Genomic DNA, 21,127 nt, shown 5'->3' on the forward strand with positions numbered 1-21,127 from the left:
ACGGAGGGTGTTTCTTAGGAAGACCGCCGCGTACTTTGCCAAGGAGTGCGGCTGAAGTACGCCTTTATCAAGCAGCGCGCGGGCGACTATTCCATTCGACGGCTTTGCCTGACTCTGAAAGTCCACCCCAGCGGTTATTACGCCTGGTTGTCTGAGCCGCAATCTGCACGCGCTAAAGACGACCAGCGATTGCTGGGTTTGATCAAGCATTCATGGCTGGAGAGCGGCGGAGTGTATGGCTATCGCAAAATCCATGACGATCTGCGAGAGGTCGGTGAAGAGTGTGGCCGGCATCGAGGTCGTCGGCCTCGGCGTGTACGGTTTGCGCGCTACGGCCGCAACCAATGCCGTGGAGCATGAGGCGGACATCGCCAAGGTCCAGGCTTGGCTGGGCCGCGCAAATATCAGCACGACACGGATCTGTGATCGCCGGCAAAATCGGCCGAAGGACGTCACCGACGTTTCGAGTAAAATACTAACCGCATCAGCGGCAACAGGTATATTCGTTTCAGCCGCTTTGATACGCTCTCCAACGAGCGTGCGCTGAAACTGAACGAAAAAGCCGGCATTTTCAGAAAATGCCGGCTTTCTGGTTTTCACAGGTAGCCCACAACGTCAGACGATGAAGTTCACCAATCGGTTAGGCACCACGATCATTCTTCCAGCGCCTTCTAGATACTTACTCAATACCTTGTCGCAGAGCGCTTGGCCACGGATCGTGTCATGGTCTGCGTCGGCCTGGACGAGAATCTCCCCGCGCAGCTTGCCGTTTACCTGCACCATCATCTTCACTTCATCCTGTTTCAGGGCTTCGCTGTCCGGAGTCGGCCAGGCACTGTCATGGATCGCGCCAGGGAATGCCAGCGCTTCCCAGAGTACCTGGGAAATATGCGGAGTTACCGGATGGAGCACCTGCAGGAGAATGGACAGGGTTTCCCGGCAGACCTGGCGGCCAGCGCTGCGGGCTCCTTCAAGCACCTTGAGCATCTTCATGGCGCCCGAAACGACGGTGTTGTACTGCAGGCGCTCATAATCGTTGTTAATCTGCTGCAGCAAGCCATGGATCTCGAAACGCACGCGGCTGGCTTGCGTGGTATTCGTCTCCAGGTCGCCACCTTCGTCCCAGCGAGTTTGCTCGTCAACGGCAACGCTCCAGAGACGGCGCAGGAAGCGATAAGCCCCTTCAACACCGCTGTCACTCCAGATCGTGCTCTGGTCCGGTGGCCCTGCGAAGATGGTGAACAGTCGGGCTGTGTCCGCGCCGAACCGGTTGATGATGTCCTTGGGCTCGACCACGTTGTTCTTAGATTTGGACATCTTCTCCACCCCGCCCAGACTCACGGGCAAGCCATCTTCGAACGCTGTGGCACTCACCGGGCGGCCTTTCTCATCGTAGTTGACCGATACTTCGGAGGGGTAGAACCAGCGCCGGCTGCCGTCTTCGGCCTTGCGGTAGTAACTCTCCCGCAGCAGCATGCCTTGGGTGAACAGGTTCTTGAACGGCTCACTGAAGTCCACCAACCCTTCGTCGCGCATCGCCCTAGTCCAGAACCTGGCATAGAGCAGATGCAGCACTGCGTGCTCTATGCCGCCGATGTACTGGTCGATGGGCATCCAGTAGCGACTGCCAGGCCCGACCATCGAGGTGTGGCAGTCCGGGTCGCAGTAGCGCATGAAGTACCAGCTAGAGTCGACGAAGGTATCCATGGTGTCCGTCTCCCGCAATGCGGGTGCGGCACAACGCGGACACGCGACGTGTCGAAACGCATCATGCTGCTCCAACGGATTGCCACTGCCGTCGGGAATGCAGTCAGTCGGCAATACCACTGGCAGATCTGCATAAGGTACCGGCACATCGCCGCAGTGTTCGCAATGGATAATTGGAATCGGTGTTCCCCAGTAGCGCTGCCGGGAGATGCCCCAGTCCCTCAAACGCCAAGTTGTGGCGTGCTCGCCGCATCCGCGCTCGGCCAGGGCATCGACGATCGCCACGGACGCCATATCCACCGTGAGGCCATCGTAGGCGCCGGAATTGATCAGGCGACCTTCCCTGCTGGCGTAGCTATCCGACCATGCGGCAGGGTCATGAGCCGCCCCTTTGAAGGCGATGACAGGCCGCATGGGCAAGCCGTATTGGCGGGCAAAGTCGAAATCACGCTCATCGTGGGCCGGCACTCCCATCAAGGCGCCTTCGCCATATTCACCGAGCACATAATTGGTGATCCAGACGGCGATCGGTTCCCCGGTTAATGGATGCTCGACATGCAAGCCGCTCCAAATGCCAAGTTTCGCCTGTGCGCCGGCTGCAGGGCTGGCCTGTGCCGACTGCCGGTACACCTGCACTTGTGGTTCGAGGCCAGGTTCGAGCTCGATGGCTCGCTTGGCCAAGGGATGATCAGGAGAGATAGCGCAGAACGTCACACCCATCAGCGTTTCGACGCGCGTGGTGAACACCCACAGCTTACCCGCGTCGATCAACTGCCCGCCGGCATCTTCGATCCCGTGCAGGAAGGCCAGGCGCACGCCACTGGTCTTGCCAATCCAGTTGCGCTGCATGCTGCGAACCATGTCAGGCCAGCCGTCCAGGGTATCGATGGCCGACAGCAACTCTTCGCCATACTGCGTGATGCGCAGGTAATAGCCGGGAATCTCGCGTTTCTCTACCAGTGCCCCGGATCGCCAACCCCGCCCATCCACCACCTGCTCATTGGCTAGCACGGTCTGATCGACGGGGTCCCAGTTGACGACCTGGGTTTTCTTGTAGGCCAAGCCCTTTTCCAGCAGCCTCAGGAAAAACCACTGGTTCCACTTGTAGTATTGCGGATCGCAGGTGGCGATTTCCCTTGACCAGTCGAACGCCAGGCCGAGCGGTTGCATCTGCGATTTCATATCGGCGATGTTCATCCGTGTCCATTCGGCCGGGGGCACTCCCGACTGCATGGCGGCATTTTCAGCCGGCAGGCCGAATGCATCCCACCCCATCGGCATCAGAACGTTATAGCCCTTCATGCGCAAGTGACGGGCCAACATGTCATTGATCGTGTAATTACGCACATGGCCCATATGCAATTTCCCGGATGGGTAGGGCAGCATGGAGCAGGCATAGAATTTTGGCCGACTCTCGTCTTCGACAGCCTTGAAGACTTCATCGCGAAGCCATTTGGCTTGAACCGTGCTTTCAACCCAGACTGGATCATACTGCTGCCGCATAGGCACTCCTCAATGTTACTGGCGCCGAGTGGCAATCAACTGCTCGACTCATGTGTTTTTGTTGGACATCACTCGGTCGACTGAACTTCACCTGACGCCGGTGCAGGTGCTTAGGACAAGCCGGTCGGATTCGAGCAGCCTTCTTTCTCTTTACGGCCTCCTGCCAACCAGCCATTGGGCCACACACTGAAGGCCCGAGGCGGCTTATATTTGGCTTTCAGTGACCGTAACAGGCTACCGTGGGTAATCAAGCAGAAATCAGGCTCAAAAAGATGCATATATTGTGGGATTTTGCGCCATGGAACTGTGGGGAAAATATGATGAGCGCCATGGTAGTTAAAGTTCATCAAACACACTCGCTCGAAGAAAATCGGTACCTTCACGTTGCGTGCGAACAGCGAGTCATTGATTGGGGTCTGGTAGTGGGCAAAGCTGTCCAGCACCGTGAGAATTAAGGCTCTGAGCAAGTAGAGAACCACTAGCACCCACAAGTTGCCGTCATATAAATAAGCACTGCAGCCCAACAACAGCAAGATACATGCACCCTCGGTACGCAGCGCACTCAACTTCTTGTTGCGCAGGGTGATGGATAAAGCCGAATGATCTGCCTGCTCAATTGTCGAGCCGTAGATGAAACTCATGATCGGAAAGATGAATCGGATTGGCAGGAAACATACGACCGCACTTAGTACGAAATCATGCCAGTAGGCACCAAACAACTTGCGATAGTAATAGTTTAATACCCTGCGCCTCGATGGATGAGGAGCGATATAGATCTCATCGCAATCATTCTCTGTACGGCTGATACGGTGATGGCGCAGATGATCGAAACGTTGCAAGTCATAGGCGATGCCCATGAATACCGCCATTACCTGCCCCATGCGCCGGTTTCTGCGAGCATCCGAATGCAGCAATCCATGGATCGCTTCATGCACCATCACACCTGTAGTCGAAGAGAACAGAAGGGTCGGTAGCAGGGTCAGCATGAACCAGGGGGTTATCGATAACAGCAGAGGGGCGATGAAGAACTGGTAAAGGTTGACCAGCACCAGAAATGCAAAGATCAGGTTGTTAGTCCTAACGTCGACGTCTTCGAAATCACGGGTTTTGACCAGACTCGGATTGCCACGGTACAAGCGGTCATACAGGTCTTGCGGCGGTACCTCACTCATGCTGAATACACCTTTTCCTTTTGATGTCTGAAACGAACGAGCCTCCCGGCTCAACTGCTTCGCGATGAAGAAACCTGCGAAGTCGAAACTCCCCGGACCACAGCAAACAGGCAGGCACTTCCTAGTGCAAGCCCAAACAATCCGTAGAGGCTCCAGCTCAGCGCGGTGATATGGGTGATGCCAAGAATCTCCCCCATCGTCCAGAAGAAGACGAATGACAGGATCAGCGCGGCATGCTCGAAGAACGCGTAAGCGCCAAATCCGATACCGTAGAAAATGCTCGCCATGGCCAGATTGGTGAGCGTGCTGAATCGAAAGGTCAAGGCGATCAAGGGTTGAGTAATCAGGATGACCAGTAACGCATTAACGAGCCCTATGGTTGCGAACGTGCTCGCTGAGCTGTCAACGGCCCTCAGATCTAGCCAAAGTGGCAACTGATACTCACGCTGCGCGTCCAGTATCGACAACGCGAAAAATAGTGCTCCGGCAACGACCACGATCTTTGGCATGTCTATCATGTCGCGCAAGATCCCCTGTCGCGCCTGCGGTCCATGAACCAGTCGCTCGGGCAGCGCTAGCAGGGCACTTGCCAGTAAGCACGCAACGCTCAGACTAGCGGCGAATACCATTAGGTACTGACTGTGCAGACCGAGTAGATAACCACCGATTACAAACAGCAGTGCCGAGCCTAAGTTGCTGGCCAGATGCAAATAGCCGAAGGACGCGATGCGGTTGGCGTCAGTGGTCGCCAATGAGGTCAGCATGCTGAACGTTGGCGTGATTACTCCTGCGCACAATATGAACAGCAGCACCATGATGATCGACAGGTGCGGGGTAGTGAACACCATCGCGAGTACTAGAAAGATAGATGAGCACGAAGATGTACCGAGTAACAACGGGCGAAAGGCGTAGCGACTGGCCAACGCTCCTCCCAACAGATTGCCCGTGAGGTAGAACGCCGATGCGAGAGTAATCACCAGCGCCACGGCCGGGCCATCGAGCTGATAGTGGCGGTTGAAGAACAAGGCAGCGAACGGCCCCAGTGCATTGGCCATGACGAAAAGCAGACGCAGAGCGATGATATTGTGCATAGTCGTCGGCAGCGCCACGCCTCTGATGAGTCCTCTCATTTGAGAACTACCTGAATGCCACGAACGTGCGCCGTGCTTGCTGCGATGCACGCGTGCACAGTGTCCGCCTGGGTGATAATAAACGCGGCTCGATCGAGAAAAGCCTGCGGCGGAACCTCCAAGGTACTGCCGATGGCGGCCTCGACGACCAATTGCGACGTGATCCCTGCGGGCTGTAAGATCTCGGCAGCTTGTATCTTGTCCAGCACTCCCGCACGGGGGGGGTAGATGAAGTCGATAGCGGCTACTCGATGGCGCGTCGATCGCAGGTCCAGGGGCACGCCTCGGAAGCCATCCACCAACAGTTTGAACAGATCCAGGCCGCTGGCGAGCTCTACTAGCTTCAGTATTTGATCTCCTCCGGCTCGGGTCGCCAACTCGATAACTTTCGCACCATCCTTGCCTAGACGAATCTCCGTATGCGTGATTCCCCATTGCACGCTCAGCGCTCGATGGGCCGCGATCACCAAGACCACCACCGCTGGTGGCAGTTCCTGCCCGCCCGGCTCAAAAGAGACCAGGTGACCGATTTCCTCGAAGTAAGGTGGCGGGCCGAGGCGCTTCTGAGTCACGGCAACGATATTCACCTCGCCGTCGACCACCACACTCTCAACACTGATTTCTGGCCCATCGACATAGGTTTCCACCAGCGTCTCGTGCATGATGGCGCTGCGGGTACGTATCTGTTTTTCGCTAGCCTGCCTGGCCTTGATGGCCGCTTGAAGAGCCTGCTCGGTTTGAGCCAGCACAACGCCGATGCTGCCGGCCAGCTTTCTCGGCTTGATGACCACCGGAAAACCGATCTGCCGTGCTGCCGTGACAATTTCCTCATCGGTCATGGCGAGCACTGATACGGGCGACGACACATCGTGCCGGGCAAATGCGTCGCGCATCAGGCGTTTGTCTCGGCTCATACGGGCAGTATCCAGGCTATTGCCACGCAGCCCGAAGCGGGCGGACAACAATGCCACAGCCTCGACGTAGAATTCGTAGTAGGTGACCACCATGAACAAGTCGATACCGCGTTGTTCGACCTGGGCGGCGATCTCGTCAACCTGTTCCGGGTCGATATCTATCCAGTGCGTGACGTAGCACTTGGCCCATTCGGGCAGGCTGGTACCCACCAGGACCACCGGAGCCTGACGCGCCAGAGAGGCTAGCGCGAACTCACGGTATAACGGGTTACCAACATCGAGCAGTAAAATAGACTTCATAGCACTTGGCTTCCTAGCCATAGGGTTTCAAAGACAACATCGATCCATCCTTGAGTCGTGTGATCCAACGACTATTGCTGCCCACCGGAATACGGTTCATCGTCATGCACTCAACCATGGGCAACCGGCAAACCCTGACGGGCTCGCTCGACCTCGGCGCGTACGGCCGCACAGAAACCATGGATGTCCTCATGAGACATGTCAGCACGCATCATCACGCGCAGCCCTGACTTGTTTCTGGCTACAATCGGGAAGAACACGGCAGAGGTGTAGTAGCCGCGCTTGAACACACCCTCGGAAACTCCTATCGCCATGTCGGGGCTGTCCAGAGGAACGACGCGAATCGGCAAGCCAGACCCCGCATGCTCAGTAGGGAACAGGCTGTCGAACAGCTGGATGTTGGAGTTGAGCTTTTTCTGTAGTGCACCTAGTTCGGGAGATTGATGAATATCCAGCGAAGCCATTGAGGCACCGATGGTGGCTGGATTGACATACTGTGAATAGGACATCGGTCCGCCGAAGCGGCGGAAGACCTGTTGGTAATTCGCCCGTTCGGACATGAAAATTCCACCGCCGTTGGCCCCGAAGGCCTTGGCCAAGGAATACACCAGTATTGTCCGTGGATTGAGTTCCGGCATAAAGGTGCGAATGTAGCCCTCGCCCTTCTCGCCATAGGCGCTCAACGAGTGCGAGTCGTCAAAATAGAGGAATAGCCCGTACTTGTCCTGCAGTTGCAGGAGACGCTCGATCGGTGCGCTGCCGCCCATGCTGTAGGCCCCGTCGGCAACATAGGCGACCAACGGGTGGAGTTTGCACATTTCCTCAATGAAGTCGACATCATTGTGGTTGCAGGTAACCACTTGAGTCTCGTCACCACAGACCGCTTTGACTTGGTTCAAGGCAAAGTGCGCATGCTTGTCGAAGATCATGAACGGGCGTTGCCCATCCGTAAAAATTCCGCCTGCCAGTAATGGCAGCGATGCGACGATCCCCGCGCTGCATGAGGTTGCGGTGAAAGCGCTACACTTGAAGTGGGCAGACATGGCCTGCTCCAGTTCATCCAGTTCTTTCAGGCGGATCCGGATGCGGGAAGTTGGCAGGTTGACAGTGCCACTTTGTAGTACATAGTCCGCAGCCCATCTGGCCAGGCGTGGGTCGATTTCCAGCCCAAGATACGAACAGGAGCACATGTTCATGAACGCGTGCCCATTATGATCAATCATGCGGCTGCGCTCGACATGTCTGACACTCAAATCGGTCAACCCGGAGTTCTGTGCGAGTTGCCAGGAGGGATTGCCAATTTCGACCGTCCTTGCGGTATTAATATATTGATTCTTCAAGTCAGACATAAGCCTTCCATTAGCTTGGGTCAAGCATCAATAAAAATTGCCTTTGCGTATGCGCCGAGCGCTGCCAGACACCGATAAGGATTCATCGTGAACAAACTGATTTGCTTCTCAGATGCTGGTCACTACCAAGAGTTGAGTAGTCGGCTAAGCAAGGTCACATATGGCCAAAGCCTAACTTTCATGTCAAGCGGTTATTTAAAAAAAACAAGGGAGTCTTTGAATAGTAACGCCGAGGGTAATTTTTGTTGAATTATCTAATCTTTGGCGCATGAGATGGCAACATCTAGGCTTTGGTATACGGTTTTGGAGTGTGCTAGGCCCAAGCATTTTGGTTCGTTGGAAAACCGTTGATGTTTTCGATGGCGTCGGCTGGATTGTAGAAAAGCTCGCAAGGGCGTATAGATTCAATTCAAGAAATGCTTGTTGTATGCCTGCGCCATGTCAAAAATAGAGGCTTGTTAGTCCGAATAGCCATGAAGGCAGCTGCCGTAAATTGTTATGCGTATTCGTGAGTTAACGCTCTGAATAATGGAGTTTTTTTGATTGTCACAAACCCGTGATAATTTTTCGGATCCAATTTCTTGCAACGTTTGGTCACAGGCATTACCCTAGCCGGGTAATGCAATTTTGCAGAAGGAGTCATTACCTCGATAATTGAATGGGCTCAATCTGTAATTATTGGGTTTGGTTCAGTTGTCATTATCTTTAATGGTGGAATTTATAATCGTTGCTCCATCATTAGATACGTCAGGCTTTGCTTGCTTACGACCGGCCTGAAAATTTAGTATTGCCTTTGGTCCAGAGGTAAGGATCTGATGAAATGGATAGGTAAGGTGATATTTATTTCGATAGTGATTTCCTGATCACTTTTTTGCAAATGTGTGCTCGCATTTATGTGAGAACACGTATGAGCTTCCAGCACCCTTCAATACCGCAATCATCTTTAACTTTTTCATTGTCGCATTGACAACAGCTGTATCTCTTGGTCATAAGAAAACCACCTCGTTGGTTCGTCGCATCTCCGACGTAGCGAACAAAAGCCTAGTAGGGCCTATTGTGCGGAGGCCCGCTAAGGTCGAAGAAGAATTTGATAGCCTCGACGCCAAACTTCCACCAGTCAGTTTGATCACGTCAAAGACAACCGGATCAAGCAGTGGCGGGATCAGGAGTACACCTACGATGCGTGGGGCAACCTGATTGAAAAGCGCAGCGGCATGAACCGGCTGCAGACGTTCAGTTATGACATACAAAAGGCGCCAAGTGCTGGCACTTCCGCTGTTCCTGGGCGGATAAGCAACCCCGTATTTCTCTCGCTACCTATCCTGAAATTAGCCTACGAGATGCGGGGGCACTGGTCGCTAGGGGTATCGATCCGCGTGTCTATCGGCAGTTGAAGCGTAATGCCAGGCGCCTGGCCACGGAAAACGCCTAGGAAGCGATTGTTCAGCATTGAAAGTGGTACGCAAAGTTGAACATCGTGTTTCTGGTCGTGGGTCTCGATAGTCCGGTCGGGCCCAGAACCTCCCGCTTCAATTGGCCGCCGAGTCGGCTGACAGCGAGGGCGCTCAGGTTGAGATGTAGAGGAGCGCCTACCTTCGCTGTTCATGGCCGGTTAAGTCTTTAGACCAGGTCGGTGATCAGTCGTTGGGCAGGTGCAATTGCACTTCCATGGCGTCATGAAGAAGTCGGACGACCTCGATCACGTCGTCGTTTGTCACACAATAGAACACGATATACCGTGGGCTTTTGACCGTTCCATGGGTTTGTTTGGCCTGCTGGAGTGAATAGATGAGGCGATAGCTGCGGAGGCCCGGTGCAAGCTCATCACGGTCGTGGCCGCCAATGCGATAAGGCGTGCCGGCAATAGCTTGCAGCGCCGAGAGGATCAGCGCCTGATACCGCTGGCGTGCTTGATCGCCGAACTGCGTCTGGGAGAGCCTGAGGATGTCGACAATGTCGGCGCGTGCCGCGTTGGAAATCCGCTACTGCGGTATGCTCAGTGTTTCTCTCCCGCGGGGAGGGTGGCCTCAAGGTTCAAACCCCGAGGTAGTGCTCCAGATCTCCTTCGTTCAACTGAGTAAAGCGCCCGTGCTCAAGGACCATGATGCCGATCGAGGTCGCCTGACGCAGGGCATCAATTTTGGCGGTGTCTTCGGCGAGGCGCTGTTCCAATAGGCGCAAACCTTCTCGCATCACTTCGCTGGCATTCTGATAACGGCCGGACTGCACCAGGTCATGGATAACCTGTTCCTGGTGAGGGGTCGCCATTATCAGTCGCACCTTGCGCGATGTACGAGGTGCTCAAAGATGTCGGTGATGGTACGACGCGCACCATCCTCCTCGTCGGCGACCCGTAGCCTTGCCCGATAATAAAATCAGGCGCTGCGGGCAAGGTCAACCCACCACAACCCCTCAAACTATTTTAAAATGACGTGCTAAAACTATTAAATTTTCTAGGTTTATTCTGAAAATAATTGGCCAATCTATGGGTGTGTATGAAGAAAATCTGAAATTTGGAGAGGCGGACACAATAACCTGAGAGAGCGTTCAATATGATTTTTGGAAATCAAAATATTATTTATTGATCACTTTATAGATGCGGGTGAAAAAAATGAAAATATCTTGTGGTACTAATCCTGGCTCAGAGCTTGAACAAGCTGTTATCTTCAAGGATAGCCTTCCCGAAAAAAAATTGCGACATTTGTTTTACTGCAATTGTAGATAAGAGAGGTACATATGAAAGTGGAGAGACATACATAGATTTTAGGCCGAGCGTAGGTTGGAAAGCGACCGTTAAGATGGATGAAAAAGTGCTTGTGCAATGGCCTCCGGGGTCAGGATTTTTGGTTAGGGTGTATGTCTCAAGGACTGAGGTTCTATTTGGATCCATGGATGTTCTCACATTAGTCCAATGGACTGGTTATAGTGAAAATAGTGGGGGTAGTTATGACTGTTTGTTGCTGAGTGATAAAAAATATCCTTCATATCCAGTTGCCAATTTCCATACCGCTGAGCTAATTACAACCGATGCCACGAAAGCGACACTTTATAGAATAGGTACTATCAAAGGCAAGGGAGAGGACTATGCTTTTGACGAAGGTGAGTCATTTGTTCTACGGAACTACAACGATAAATTAACTGTATGGGATGGCATGATAAAAAAGTGTCACGAGAAGGGCGCGTGCATTGAGGTTACGATAAAATCCAGAGAGTAAGTATGAATAAGCCCCATGAAGGACAGGGCACCGGTTCCCCATTGCTATAAGGGATAGGTAAACGGGTATGTTTGATGATAAAAATGGGGGGCTTGTGGGGTGGGAGCGACGGCACCGCTGGAATCTAGAGAAAAAACTGGTCATGGTTCGCGAGAGCCTTAAGTGTTAGTGGATCAGCTTTCAACCGGTGTTGACAGATATTTGCTTTATCGGAAATTTAACGGTTGTCGCTAGAGGATTGTGACAGGGTTTGTATAGTGAGTTGATCCATGTCCCCGTCAACACAGGGTCCAATGTCGACCTCTTGACCGGTAGCATATGCTGTTAGCAACATCAAAACTATAGCTCGGCCGCGTGCTTTATCTACTCCATACGATGGGCTCAGCATCATTTTATTATTTGGACTTTTTTTAAGTGTAAAAACAAGGTAATAATTTTCGTTATCATATTCAATAGAGTCTATTGCACTGGATTGCTTCGCACATTTATACTCTTCAGCGTAAGCGTCTAGGCAGGAGAGGGCTGTTAAAAAGAGAATGCATATGGCTGATTTTAGCGAGGTCATGGCGCACCAGTGTTTGGCAAGGTGAAAATTTTAGAAGTAGACAAGATTTTTCTTGAAGGCAAAATATCAGGGTTGGTAGCTGATACGGATTTTATTAACCTCTCCATTCGTGCAGTGAATATCAACGTTCGAACCTGTGGCAAACGCTGCTCGTAATATTTCCATCATAGTGCGCCCATAGTCCGTATTTATGTCATATTTTGGACTTAGTGCCATCCAGTTGTATGGGTAGTTAATTATGGTAAATCTGACATGATCTTCATTGTTGGAGAAACTGATTCTATCAATTTTTCCAACCTTATTGGGCGCCGGTGCACACGAGTAGGCCGCATATGATTCAGCAGATGCCAGAAACAGATAACACAAACACATTAACCTCATAAAGCGCATTGGGGATTCACCTTGTTAAAATAGGGAGGGCAGGGGGTTACATCGCTCATGGCAAACTCGTGATGGCGCTGGTATTAATCAGATAAAGGTATGGTTGTTATGCTGCTGCTCAGCAGGATGCCATGTTTCATGTCTACATATTATCGGGCTCGGAAACGGATTTTTCCCTAGTAATATTCATAGTTTTAGAGAAGATAAGATGAATTCAGTGAGAGTATGCTACTTTAAAATAACTGAATTTTTCTGGGCGGCCATGCATATCTGGAATGGCCTGAAGTAGTCATGTATTTCTGGCTAACCTCAGTATCGCCGATTTGTACGATAGAGCGTCTGATTATAGGGCGTCACGCTCGTCCTGGCTCAGGGCACTGACCGGCGTGGCGCGTACCGTTGTAGTTCGTGCCTCGGTTTGCATAACGTCCTCTTCTGTCCAGCGTTGCGCCCAGCTCTCCAGCGACGGCTTCAGCTAACCAGTCAACGAATTGCAGCCATTCTGGCGACGAGGTTAGCGGTCCCTGTCGTCGCCCCCCAAGTAACAGTGAGTGTTTGCTCAGCCCCAGAATGGCCACGGCCTGCGCCAGTGCCTTTTCCTTGCCCGCAGCTCGCGCTCCAGTTCAGTAATACGCTACTTGGTGCCACGCGCTTTGATGAGTCCGGTCAGATGACAATTATCCTGGTACAGGGGAAAACTATAAAAATTACTAGGGAAAAGTATTTTTCAAAGTTCTAAACTGTAGTTGCGGTGGGTGAAGGCTTGTTCTATAGAGGCGCGGCAACTATGCTACTAACCCAGCCAGGAAATATATCCAGTCATGAATGCGGTGAGCCTATTTGGTGAGGTGTAGTAATGTATGTTTGCAGGTTGATTATCTTGTGTTTGTTTTTTCTGGTGTCCACCGACTTGTATGCAAATTCGTGCGCGCGAGCGCCGAACAAGATTGGCAAAATAGATAGGGTTCATTTTGATAACGATTTTAATTATCTCTCTTTTGTGTTGGTTGATTATCCGTATGATTGGATGTTGATAAGCCCAGATTATGGTATCGATAAGAGTTATGGAAAGGTCATGACGGCAATAGTGTTAACGGCATACGTGACAGGGTCGGATGTGTATGTTGGATATTGCGAGGGAGATGGGCATGTAAATAAAGTTCGTATCAGCTATAAAACCTAAGGCCTTATTTTTCATAATCGCATCTAACTATTTCTCTCTGATTAGTTGCACTGTTAACAATGGTACATCATGATTTTCCTAAATAAATTAAATTTTTTTGTCGTAATTGTGACAATTTTTTCGTGCGCGTATACCTACTCTGATGAATATAAATGCCCGCCGAAATCCGGCCCGGTAGATTCTATTGAGTATAGTAATGATATGTATTATCCGACTTTTACAATAAAGGGATACCCAAGCTATAAGGTGAAGCTGAGTCCAAAGTATGGCGTGGACAAGATAGGCGGGCGGATTATGGTTTCGATATTGCTAACAGCATATGCTACCGGTCGAGAGGTAAAAATTGATGAGTATTGCAGCAACGGAGAAATGAATAAGATAATTATAAATAATCTGCCGTTCTATTCTGTTGATGGTGGTTAGGGTTATTGGTTAATCTGGCTGGTTCGAATGAATATTGGAGAGAGATACATGTTCTTGGGTGTTGAGATGATTCTCTGCAGATTATATGAAATGTCGAATTTTTTTAAAACAGGTCTTTTAGTTTATTCATTGAAAGCTCTTGGTCTCATCCCTAATGCTCAAAGTATGAAATCGCAGCATTTTTTCACGAAGGCCAGGGGCGCGATTTTTTTACTTTCTATTTTGTTTTTTTCCAGCGTACTGGCCGCACCCCCAAAGAAGGTCTATCGGGTTGATGACCGACCGCCTGATGAAATTTTTTCTACGGAAAACACTAAGGCTTTTGCTCCTTGGGGAGAAAACGACTATTTATTGGCTCATGTTTTAGGGGTAAGCCTGAGGCAACTAGGCCCAGAGGGCTCTGCTTTTGTCGCAACAGCAGAAACGCTGGAAGCTGCACGTCAAGTTGCGCAGACGAGATTCCGGCTTACTCCGCCAACTCAGCGGGTCCGCCCGCTTTATATATATGAAATACGAGCAGAGCAGAATTTCTATGAGGTCGATCGTTATATGGAGGCTTTGGAGCGGAATCCTCCAGAAGATGAGAGTCGACGAGACATTGCTTTCGCGCGATCGGCCTTTCGATACCAAAGAGAATGGGTTGCCTTCGGAGGGATTACCAATGCGCAAGTCAGGCTAGCACGCCGAATCTACTTTAATGAGGATACTCTTCAGATTGAAGAAGATGGTGTTATTGAAAATGAGCATTTTGTAGCGGCTAATACGCGTGCTAATGACGGGATATTCCCACTCCAAGGAATGCACCCATTGCTTGGTAGGCAGGCGTTCATTCTTAACTCGACGGTTGAATTTTTGAGCGGATTTGCAGTTTCGCTTGCTTATTGCCCTCCTCCTGCCGTGGATAGAAAAATAAGGTTGAAAGTGGCAGAAAGCAATTGCAACAACCCTACAGTCATACACCTTGACCGCGACTTAACAGGCTTAAACGAAATATTGCCTATTCTCCTCAATGAAGATTAACGAAGCCTTTGTTTCGCAATGAGAGCTTCGACAAAGGCAAGCTGGCCGGACAGGTTAGTCAGCCGCTACAGTTTTTCCAGCGCCTGCAACCGTGCGGCGAGGCTGGCTGATTTCAGCGATTGATCATAGTGGCTGCGCATCACGGCTTCGTCCGCGGTATTGGCCGCTTGTGCCATCAAGTCGGCCTTCATGGTGATGAGCACGTTGGTTTCGCCCTCAAGAATGCCGTCGATGTACCGGCGGACGGTGGCCTCTAGCTCATCGGCGGCTACCCGCTCGTGCAGAAAACCGATGCGCAGCATTTCGTCGTCGTCGATGCTAAGGCCCGTCAGGAACAGTTTTTTGGCCGCCGCCAGACCTAACAGAGTGACGTAGCGCCGTATGCCGCCGGGGTAATAATGCAAACCGATACGGGCGGCTGGCATGAACATGCGGGTGCCGCGCAAGCCGATCCGTAAGTCGCAGCACAACGCCAGATCGGTGGCGCCCCCATAGACGCTGCCATTGAGCACACACAGCGTCGGCAATGGAAAACGTTCGAGGTGATCCAGCATGTTTTCAAAGCGGCTGTCGAGTTGGTCCTTGATTGCTCCCAGCGTATAGCCGGAGCTGAAGGTTTTGCTTGCGCTGCCGGTGATGATCAGCAAGCGCAATTCAGGCGTCTTCTCAAGTTGCCGTAGGTGGTGGCTGATCACATCACAGTCTTGTGGTGCGATACGATTGTGCTGGCTAGGGCGACACAGTGTGAGGGTTGCCACTGCACCCTTCAGTGTCAGCTGTGGCACACCATCTTCTTTCAAATCAGGCATTGGTCTTCCTCGCAGGGTGATTGGTCGTGGTACCGGATCTGTCGGTCATGTGCGTGGCTCAGGCAGGCCCCATCAACAGATCGGGTAACCCGGTGGCGATGCCTGGGACTATCGCCAGCAGCACGATAAAGGCCAGCAGAATGGCGACGAAGGGCAAGGCGCCCATCATGATGTCGCGCAGCGCAACCTGCGGCGCCACGCCACGGATTACGAACAGATTGAGCCCCATGGGCGGATGGATCAGGCCGATTTCCAGGTTGATCGTCAGCATCACCGCGAACCAGATCAGATCGATATTGCTATGCACCAGCACCGGCAGAATCACTGGCATGCTCATCAGGATGATCGAGACTGCCGGCAGAAAGAAACCGGCAATCAGCAGGAACACGTTGAGCACCAGAATCAGCTCCCAATTGCTCAGGTTCCAACTGAACATCCATTGCGCCAGGCTTTGCGTGATGTAGAGATAGGACATCATGTAGGCATACACCGCCGCGCCGGCCACGATCATCAGAATCATGCAGGACTCGCGCACAGCCTCGCGCATGATTGTCCAGAGTTCGGCCAGATGCCATGTCCGGTACACCACGACCACCAGCACCAGGGCCAGAAAGGCGGCAATTGCAGCCACTTCGGAAGGCGTGGCAAAACCGCCATACATGACCACCGTCACCGAAATGATGATGGCCAGGAACGGCAGAATGCGGATCAGCCCCGACATCTTCTCGCTGAGTGTGTAGCGTTCTGTCACCTGCTGCGGGTCATTGCGCAGTTGGCGATAGCTGCTGGCCCAGGCATACACGGCGAAGATCACCAACAGCATGATGCCGGGCACGACGCCGGCCAGGAACAGGCGTGCGATGGAGGTATGGGTGATGATGCCGTAGATGATGAAAGTCAGCGACGGCGGAATCAGAATGCCCAGCGTGCCACCTGCGGCAATCGCACCTGTAGCCAGGCGCGGGGGGACATTTCGGCGGATCATTTCTGGAATACCTACACGCCCGATGGCGGCAGCGGTGGCGGGGCTGGAGCCGCACATCGCGGCAAACAGGCCAGTCCCCATGATGTTGGCGATAACCAGGCCACCGGGAATTGCGCACATCCAGCGATGCAACGAATCGTACAGGTCCTTGCCCGCACGAGAGGCGCCGATGGCGCAGCCCAGCAGCACGAATAACGGGATGGTCAACAGCGCGAAGTTGGACAGTTCGCCGACGAAGGTAGTGGGTATCGCCGCAAGACCGTTCAAGTCTCCGAAGCAATAAAGGAAGGCCACGGACACCAGAATCAGCCCGAACGCAATCGGGATGCCGGAAAACAGCACGGCAAAGGTCACCACGAACAGCAACGCGCCAAGTTCTAATTCAGACATGCTGCAACCTCCTTCTCATGTGCATCACGACGCAGGCAATAGGCTTGATGCATGCAGCTCACGTACTGCAGGGCGGTGATCAGCATGCCCAACGCAATCGTGGCGTATTTGGGCCAGGCCAGAGGCTGCCAGATCCCCAGGGCGCGCTCCGCGGTGACGAAGGCGTGCTGAGTCATGCGCCATCCTTCCCAGGCCAGATACAGGCAAATCAAGCAGGCACACAGTTGTGCTATCAGTGCCAGCATGTACTTGAATCGCTCCGGCAGAATGACACTCAACAGGTCCATCTTGACGTGACCGCCAGTGGCTAGCGTGTAGGGCGATGCCAGGAAAATCGCCGCGATCATCAGTTCAATCGAAAGCTCCAGTTCCCATGAGTTCTGCAGGCCAATGGTACGCTTGAACACCATCCACGTGATGATCAGGGTCGCCGCCAGCAGCAGTCCGGCCGAAAGTACGGCCAGGGCAGTGCTGACACGGGTTATCCAGCGATCAAAGCTATGCATGTTCGTCTCCGCTTTTATTATTGTTGAACGGATCGGGCGGCTCATCCGCCTGCCTTCACTTCTGGGCGGTTTGGCTGAGTTGTTCCACGGCCTCCAAAAGACGCTTGGCTTGCGGGCTGATGCTGGCATAGGCGGGCCATGCAGTGTTTTTGGCCAGGGTCAGCCATTGGTCGTATTCGTCCTTCGACATTTGCCGCACGTCGACTTTCGCGGCCTTGAACCTGGCGACCACCTCGGCTTTGATCTTGTCCTGATCGGCATTGAAGTCGGCCAGCGTGGCGTCGGCAGCCTGTTCGAAGATCTTCTTCTGTTCCAGGGTCAGCGCATTCCACGCCCTTGTCGAGATCACCAATGGCTGAAACACCACGAATATTGTGTAATCACCGCCCAGCGTTGCGTATTTGACCTGCTCATACAGACGCATGCTCATCAAGGTTTCAAACGAGGTCATCAAGCCGTCCAGCACGCCGCTTTGCATCGCGTTGTACAGCTCGGTGGATGGCATGGCGTATACCGAAGCGCCGGCTTTCTCCAGGACGGTGTCCACGGTTCGGTCGGCCCCCCTGAACTTCAGGCCCTGAACGGTTTGCGGTGTGGTGGTTGGCCGTATCCGGTTGGCGATGCCACCTTCTGTCCACCACCAGGTCAAAATATGAAAGCCCTGCTTCTCGGCGACTGCCTGCAATTGCGTTTCATAGTCGGTGCCTTTGAAACGCATGGCATCCTGCACGCTGCTGACGGCTCCTGGCAGGATTGTGATGGAAAATTCAGGTGCTTTGCCCACGCCGTAGATCAGCGGAAAAATTGCCAGATCGATCGAACCGCCCGCCAGCGCATCGATTTGCTTGATCGGGTTGCTGATCAGCGAAGCGCCTGGATAAATCCGGAACTTGAACGAAGGATCGCGTTTGACGACTTCGTCGGCAAATTGCCGCGCGCCTTTGTCACGGCCATCGCCCTGCGGCCATTGATGGGTCAGCTTCAGTGTTTCGGCTTGAGCTGTGCCCAACATCAGCACGCTGGTTGCCAATAACGCCAGGTTCATGAATTTCATCATTGATCTCCGTTTTTATTATTAATAACACTCTGACCATAGACGGCTTATCGTTCGTGCTGCTCAGAATGAACGGTTACATTGATGCACCACTTTCTTTTCTAACAATTGCGCGATTGTTTCTGGCGAGAGACCGTAATCGGCCAGCACTTGCTTTGTATGCTGACCAAACAAAGGCGGGGCGGTACGCACGGAGCCTTGCGCCAGCGAAGCCATTTTTATTGGCAGAGCCACCTGTTTCAGTGCGCCGAGTAGTGGATGTTCAACGGTTTCAACCAAGCCGCAAGCGATCACCTGTTCGTCATTGAATACGTCTTCCAACGTGTTGATAGGCCCCGCCGGTATGCCGGCCTCGATCATCGCCGAGGTCCATTCCATGCGGGTTTTCTTGCGCAAACTGCCTTCGAGCAATGCCTTGAGCGCCAGGCTATTGTGCATGCGCTCGGCGTTGGTCTTGAAGCGGCTGTCTTGCGTCAGTTGCGGCAACTCCAGAATATGGCAAAGGCGAATCCACATATCCTGGGCCGCCGGTGCCAGATTCAGCGGGCCATCGGCGGTCTCGAATGTGCCGTAGGGGGCGATCACTGGATGAACGTTGCCTGATGGGCCGGGAATTTCGCCAACGCTCAGGTAGCGTTGACCCTGAACGCTGAGCAATCCGATCAGGCTGGCCAGCAAGGAGGTCTCAACCTGTTGGCCACGACCGCTACGCTGGCGCTCGATATAGGCCGCCAACACCCCCATCGCGACCCACATGCCGGCAGTAAGATCGCCGATGGCGGTGCCCACTCGAGTCGGGCCTGATTCCGGCGTGCCGGTCAAGCTCATGAAGCCGGAATAGCCCTGCGCGATCTGGTCGAATCCGGGCCAGTTCCTGGCGGGACCCGTGCTGCCAAAGCCGGAGATGGAGGCGTAGATGAGTTCCGGACGGTGGGCGCAGAGTGTTTCATAACTCAGTCCCATGGCAGCCATGGTGCCCACTTTGAAGTTTTCCACGACCACATCCGATTTCAGTGCCAGTTCCTTGATCAAGGCCAATCCCTCAGCCTGACGGAAATCGACCCCAATGTCCTTCTTGTTTCGGTTGGCGCTAAGATAATAGACGCTTATATCGCCATCAAACGGCCCCCATTGGCGGATCATGTCGCCATGGGGGGTGGGTTCGACCTTGATGACCTCGGCTCCCAGATCCGCCAGGATCATGGAGCAAAAAGGGCCGGATAATGCGCGAGTCAGATCGAGTACCTTGACGCCGGAAAGAGGCAATTGCATGGAGCGTGTCTCCTGGATTGCTTTTTTGTTCTTTTCAATGATCCTAGGCATTCATCGAGGCAGACTGAAATACCGTTTGTTGAGCGTGCTATAAGTTTTTCTTATCGAGCCTTGCAGACGCTCTGTTCAGACACTCACGGCAACTTCGCAGGAGAACGGCTTGAATCTCAAACAGCTGAACTATTTCGTGAAGATCATTGAAGCGCAGAACATGACGCGTGCTGCCGAGGGGCTGCATATCGCGCAACCGGCACTGAGTCAGCAAATCACCCTCTTGGAGGATGAACTGGGTGTAAAGTTGTTGAATCGCAGCTCGCGGGGAATCCAGGCAACGCAGCAAGGCGACCTGTTATATCGGCATGCGAAAACGATCCTGCGACAGGTCGACAACACCCGTGTCCTGATCTCCAAGAAAGAGGGCGACATGACCGGCAATGTCTCGATCGGCATGCCTTCCAGCACCTCAAAGTTGCTGGCGTTGCGTTTGATGCGGCTGGTGAAGGAGCGTTATCCATCGATCATGCTGGAAATCGTCGATGCGCCCAGCGCCGACCTGGTGTCGCTGGTCGGGCATGGTCGAGTCGACTTTTCATTGGTGCCGGACCCACAAAAACCCAAGGACATGGATTTTTTGCCGTTGTTTCGTGAAGAGTTGTATTTGATGACACGCCATGACGTGATCCCCACCACAGGGCCCGTGTCGTTGAAACGAATCGCCGAGATGCCATTGATTCTTCCCAGCATGCCCAACACATTACGGTCGCGGGTCGAGCATGCGTTTTTAAGGGCCAACCTGGCGTTCGATCTATTCGGCGAGGCCAGCACCTCGGCCATCCTGATTCCCGCCGTGCGTGCCGGCTTGGCGGCGACGATTCTGCCTTACTCGGCGGGCCACGAGGAAATCCTCAACCGCCAGGTTGACATCCACGGTATCGAGGGCGGATTCGGGCGAGATGTCTACCTGTGTATCAGTAACACGCTGCCCATATCACCGGTTACTACGACCGTGATTGACCAATGCCATGCGGCCCTGCATGAGTTGCTGGAAAATGGCTTCTGGAAGGGCTGCGAGTTGTTATAGCCAGGCCTCTCTCCAGGTCAAGCGTCGCCTAGGGACGCTTTGCAGGGTTTAAAAGCGAGGTGTCGAAGTAGATATCCGGATAGTCGCCCGCCCGCGGTCCACGGAGCGTCTGGATCGGCAACGCGCCATCAAGGGCGAATAGGGTATCCATGGCGGCGGGCAGGGCTA

General features: G+C 53.1%; 15 protein-coding genes and 3 pseudogenes. 6 read left to right on the forward strand and 12 right to left on the reverse strand.

Going from position 1 to position 21,127, the window contains the following annotated elements; genetic code table 11:
- Nucleotides 1–24: 24 nt before the first annotated feature.
- Nucleotides 25–306 (forward strand): annotated as a pseudogene (locus tag AWM79_RS24735) (IS3 family transposase); the annotation flags it as partial.
- Nucleotides 287–479: pseudogene (locus AWM79_RS24740) on the forward strand (tyrosine-type recombinase/integrase); the annotation flags it as partial. The pseudogenes AWM79_RS24735 and AWM79_RS24740, both read left to right, overlap by 20 nt.
- Before the next feature lie 136 nt (nt 480–615).
- Here AWM79_RS24740 and leuS read toward each other — a convergent pair.
- The 5 genes from leuS to AWM79_RS23840 form a co-directional block, all read right to left on the reverse strand.
- Nucleotides 616–3,210 (reverse strand): leucine--tRNA ligase, encoded by a 2,595-nt coding sequence (gene leuS, locus AWM79_RS23820; protein WP_060783893.1) that lies wholly within the window; start codon nt 3,208–3,210, stop codon nt 616–618.
- A gap of 110 nt (nt 3,211–3,320) precedes the next feature.
- The gene (locus AWM79_RS23825; RefSeq protein WP_017134393.1) at nt 3,321–4,382 is read right to left on the reverse strand and encodes a fatty acid desaturase family protein; all 1,062 of its coding nucleotides are present in this window, start codon (nt 4,380–4,382) and stop codon (nt 3,321–3,323) included.
- A gap of 50 nt (nt 4,383–4,432) precedes the next feature.
- Nucleotides 4,433–5,512 (reverse strand): MFS transporter, encoded by a 1,080-nt coding sequence (locus tag AWM79_RS23830; RefSeq protein ID WP_060783894.1) that lies wholly within the window; start codon nt 5,510–5,512, stop codon nt 4,433–4,435.
- Nucleotides 5,509–6,726: an ATP-grasp domain-containing protein gene (locus tag AWM79_RS23835; protein WP_060783895.1), complete on the reverse strand. Its 1,218-nt coding sequence runs from the start codon at nt 6,724–6,726 to the stop codon at nt 5,509–5,511. The genes AWM79_RS23830 and AWM79_RS23835 overlap by 4 nt, the downstream gene beginning before the upstream one ends.
- Before the next feature lie 110 nt (nt 6,727–6,836).
- A complete protein-coding gene (locus tag AWM79_RS23840; RefSeq protein ID WP_017134396.1) occupies nt 6,837–8,075 on the reverse strand; it encodes an aminotransferase class I/II-fold pyridoxal phosphate-dependent enzyme in 1,239 nt (412 codons plus the stop codon).
- A 1,303-nt stretch (nt 8,076–9,378) separates the two neighbouring features.
- Between AWM79_RS23840 and AWM79_RS26195 the strand changes: the two genes are divergently transcribed.
- Nucleotides 9,379–9,507, forward strand: coding sequence for a hypothetical protein (locus tag AWM79_RS26195; protein ID WP_482211631.1), 129 nt, complete (start codon nt 9,379–9,381; stop codon nt 9,505–9,507).
- 205 nt (nt 9,508–9,712) lie between these two features.
- Here AWM79_RS26195 and AWM79_RS24755 read toward each other — a convergent pair whose 3' ends face one another.
- Nucleotides 9,713–10,054, reverse strand: a complete 342-nt coding sequence (locus AWM79_RS24755) for a type II toxin-antitoxin system RelE/ParE family toxin (RefSeq protein ID WP_244159673.1) — start codon at nt 10,052–10,054, stop codon at nt 9,713–9,715.
- A gap of 17 nt (nt 10,055–10,071) precedes the next feature.
- A pseudogene (locus tag AWM79_RS23845) lies at nt 10,072–10,343 on the reverse strand (type II toxin-antitoxin system ParD family antitoxin).
- Nucleotides 10,344–10,723: 380 nt separating this feature from the next.
- Between AWM79_RS23845 and AWM79_RS23850 the strand changes: the two are divergent.
- On the forward strand, nt 10,724–11,290 hold the full coding sequence (locus AWM79_RS23850) for a hypothetical protein (RefSeq protein ID WP_156430149.1): 567 nt from the start codon (nt 10,724–10,726) through the stop codon (nt 11,288–11,290).
- 2,600 nt (nt 11,291–13,890) lie between these two features.
- Nucleotides 13,891–14,862: a hypothetical protein gene (locus AWM79_RS23860; RefSeq protein WP_060783899.1), complete on the forward strand. Its 972-nt coding sequence runs from the start codon at nt 13,891–13,893 to the stop codon at nt 14,860–14,862.
- Nucleotides 14,863–14,927: 65 nt separating this feature from the next.
- Here AWM79_RS23860 and AWM79_RS23865 read toward each other — a convergent pair whose 3' ends face one another.
- The 5 genes from AWM79_RS23865 to AWM79_RS23885 are packed head-to-tail and all read right to left on the reverse strand — an operon-like array spanning nt 14,928 to nt 19,878.
- Nucleotides 14,928–15,671 carry an enoyl-CoA hydratase/isomerase family protein gene (locus AWM79_RS23865; protein ID WP_060783900.1) on the reverse strand — a complete coding sequence of 248 codons (744 nt, stop codon included), beginning with the start codon at nt 15,669–15,671 and terminating at the stop codon, nt 14,928–14,930.
- Between the two features lie 58 nt (nt 15,672–15,729).
- A complete protein-coding gene (locus AWM79_RS23870) occupies nt 15,730–17,046 on the reverse strand; it encodes a TRAP transporter large permease (RefSeq protein WP_017134404.1) in 1,317 nt (438 codons plus the stop codon).
- Nucleotides 17,034–17,552 carry a TRAP transporter small permease subunit gene (locus AWM79_RS23875; RefSeq protein ID WP_017134405.1) on the reverse strand — a complete coding sequence of 173 codons (519 nt, stop codon included), beginning with the start codon at nt 17,550–17,552 and terminating at the stop codon, nt 17,034–17,036. Before AWM79_RS23875 ends, AWM79_RS23870 begins: the two co-directional genes overlap by 13 nt.
- Before the next feature lie 55 nt (nt 17,553–17,607).
- Complete coding sequence (dctP, locus tag AWM79_RS23880; protein ID WP_082712672.1) at nt 17,608–18,609, reverse strand: TRAP transporter substrate-binding protein DctP; 1,002 nt, start codon at nt 18,607–18,609, stop codon at nt 17,608–17,610.
- Between the two features lie 60 nt (nt 18,610–18,669).
- A complete protein-coding gene (locus AWM79_RS23885; RefSeq protein ID WP_017134407.1) occupies nt 18,670–19,878 on the reverse strand; it encodes a CaiB/BaiF CoA transferase family protein in 1,209 nt (402 codons plus the stop codon).
- Nucleotides 19,879–20,038: 160 nt separating this feature from the next.
- On the opposite strand from AWM79_RS23885, the gene AWM79_RS23890 reads away from it, so the two are divergent.
- The gene (locus tag AWM79_RS23890; RefSeq protein ID WP_060783902.1) at nt 20,039–20,959 is read left to right on the forward strand and encodes a LysR substrate-binding domain-containing protein; all 921 of its coding nucleotides are present in this window, start codon (nt 20,039–20,041) and stop codon (nt 20,957–20,959) included.
- Nucleotides 20,960–21,127: the final 168 nt, after the last annotated feature.

Origin of the sequence: Pseudomonas agarici, from assembly GCF_001543125.1 — a bacterium.
Lineage (GTDB): Bacteria > Pseudomonadota > Gammaproteobacteria > Pseudomonadales > Pseudomonadaceae > Aquipseudomonas > Aquipseudomonas agarici.

Excerpts from the sequence above, each read along its gene's own strand:
- leuS (WP_060783893.1), bottom strand. The coding sequence starts at position 3,210 with ATGCGGCAGCAGTATGATCCAGTCTGGGTTGAAAGCACGGTTCAAGCC.
- AWM79_RS23825 (WP_017134393.1), bottom strand. The coding sequence starts at position 4,382 with ATGAGTGAGGTACCGCCGCAAGACCTGTATGACCGCTTGTACCGTGGC.
- AWM79_RS23830 (WP_060783894.1), bottom strand. The coding sequence starts at position 5,512 with ATGAGAGGACTCATCAGAGGCGTGGCGCTGCCGACGACTATGCACAAT.
- AWM79_RS23835 (WP_060783895.1), bottom strand. The coding sequence starts at position 6,726 with ATGAAGTCTATTTTACTGCTCGATGTTGGTAACCCGTTATACCGTGAG.
- AWM79_RS23840 (WP_017134396.1), bottom strand. The coding sequence starts at position 8,075 with ATGTCTGACTTGAAGAATCAATATATTAATACCGCAAGGACGGTCGAA.
- AWM79_RS23860 (WP_060783899.1), top strand. The coding sequence starts at position 13,891 with ATGTTCTTGGGTGTTGAGATGATTCTCTGCAGATTATATGAAATGTCG.
- AWM79_RS23865 (WP_060783900.1), bottom strand. The coding sequence starts at position 15,671 with ATGCCTGATTTGAAAGAAGATGGTGTGCCACAGCTGACACTGAAGGGT.
- AWM79_RS23870 (WP_017134404.1), bottom strand. The coding sequence starts at position 17,046 with ATGTCTGAATTAGAACTTGGCGCGTTGCTGTTCGTGGTGACCTTTGCC.
- AWM79_RS23875 (WP_017134405.1), bottom strand. The coding sequence starts at position 17,552 with ATGCATAGCTTTGATCGCTGGATAACCCGTGTCAGCACTGCCCTGGCC.
- dctP (WP_082712672.1), bottom strand. The coding sequence starts at position 18,609 with ATGATGAAATTCATGAACCTGGCGTTATTGGCAACCAGCGTGCTGATG.
- AWM79_RS23885 (WP_017134407.1), bottom strand. The coding sequence starts at position 19,878 with ATGCAATTGCCTCTTTCCGGCGTCAAGGTACTCGATCTGACTCGCGCA.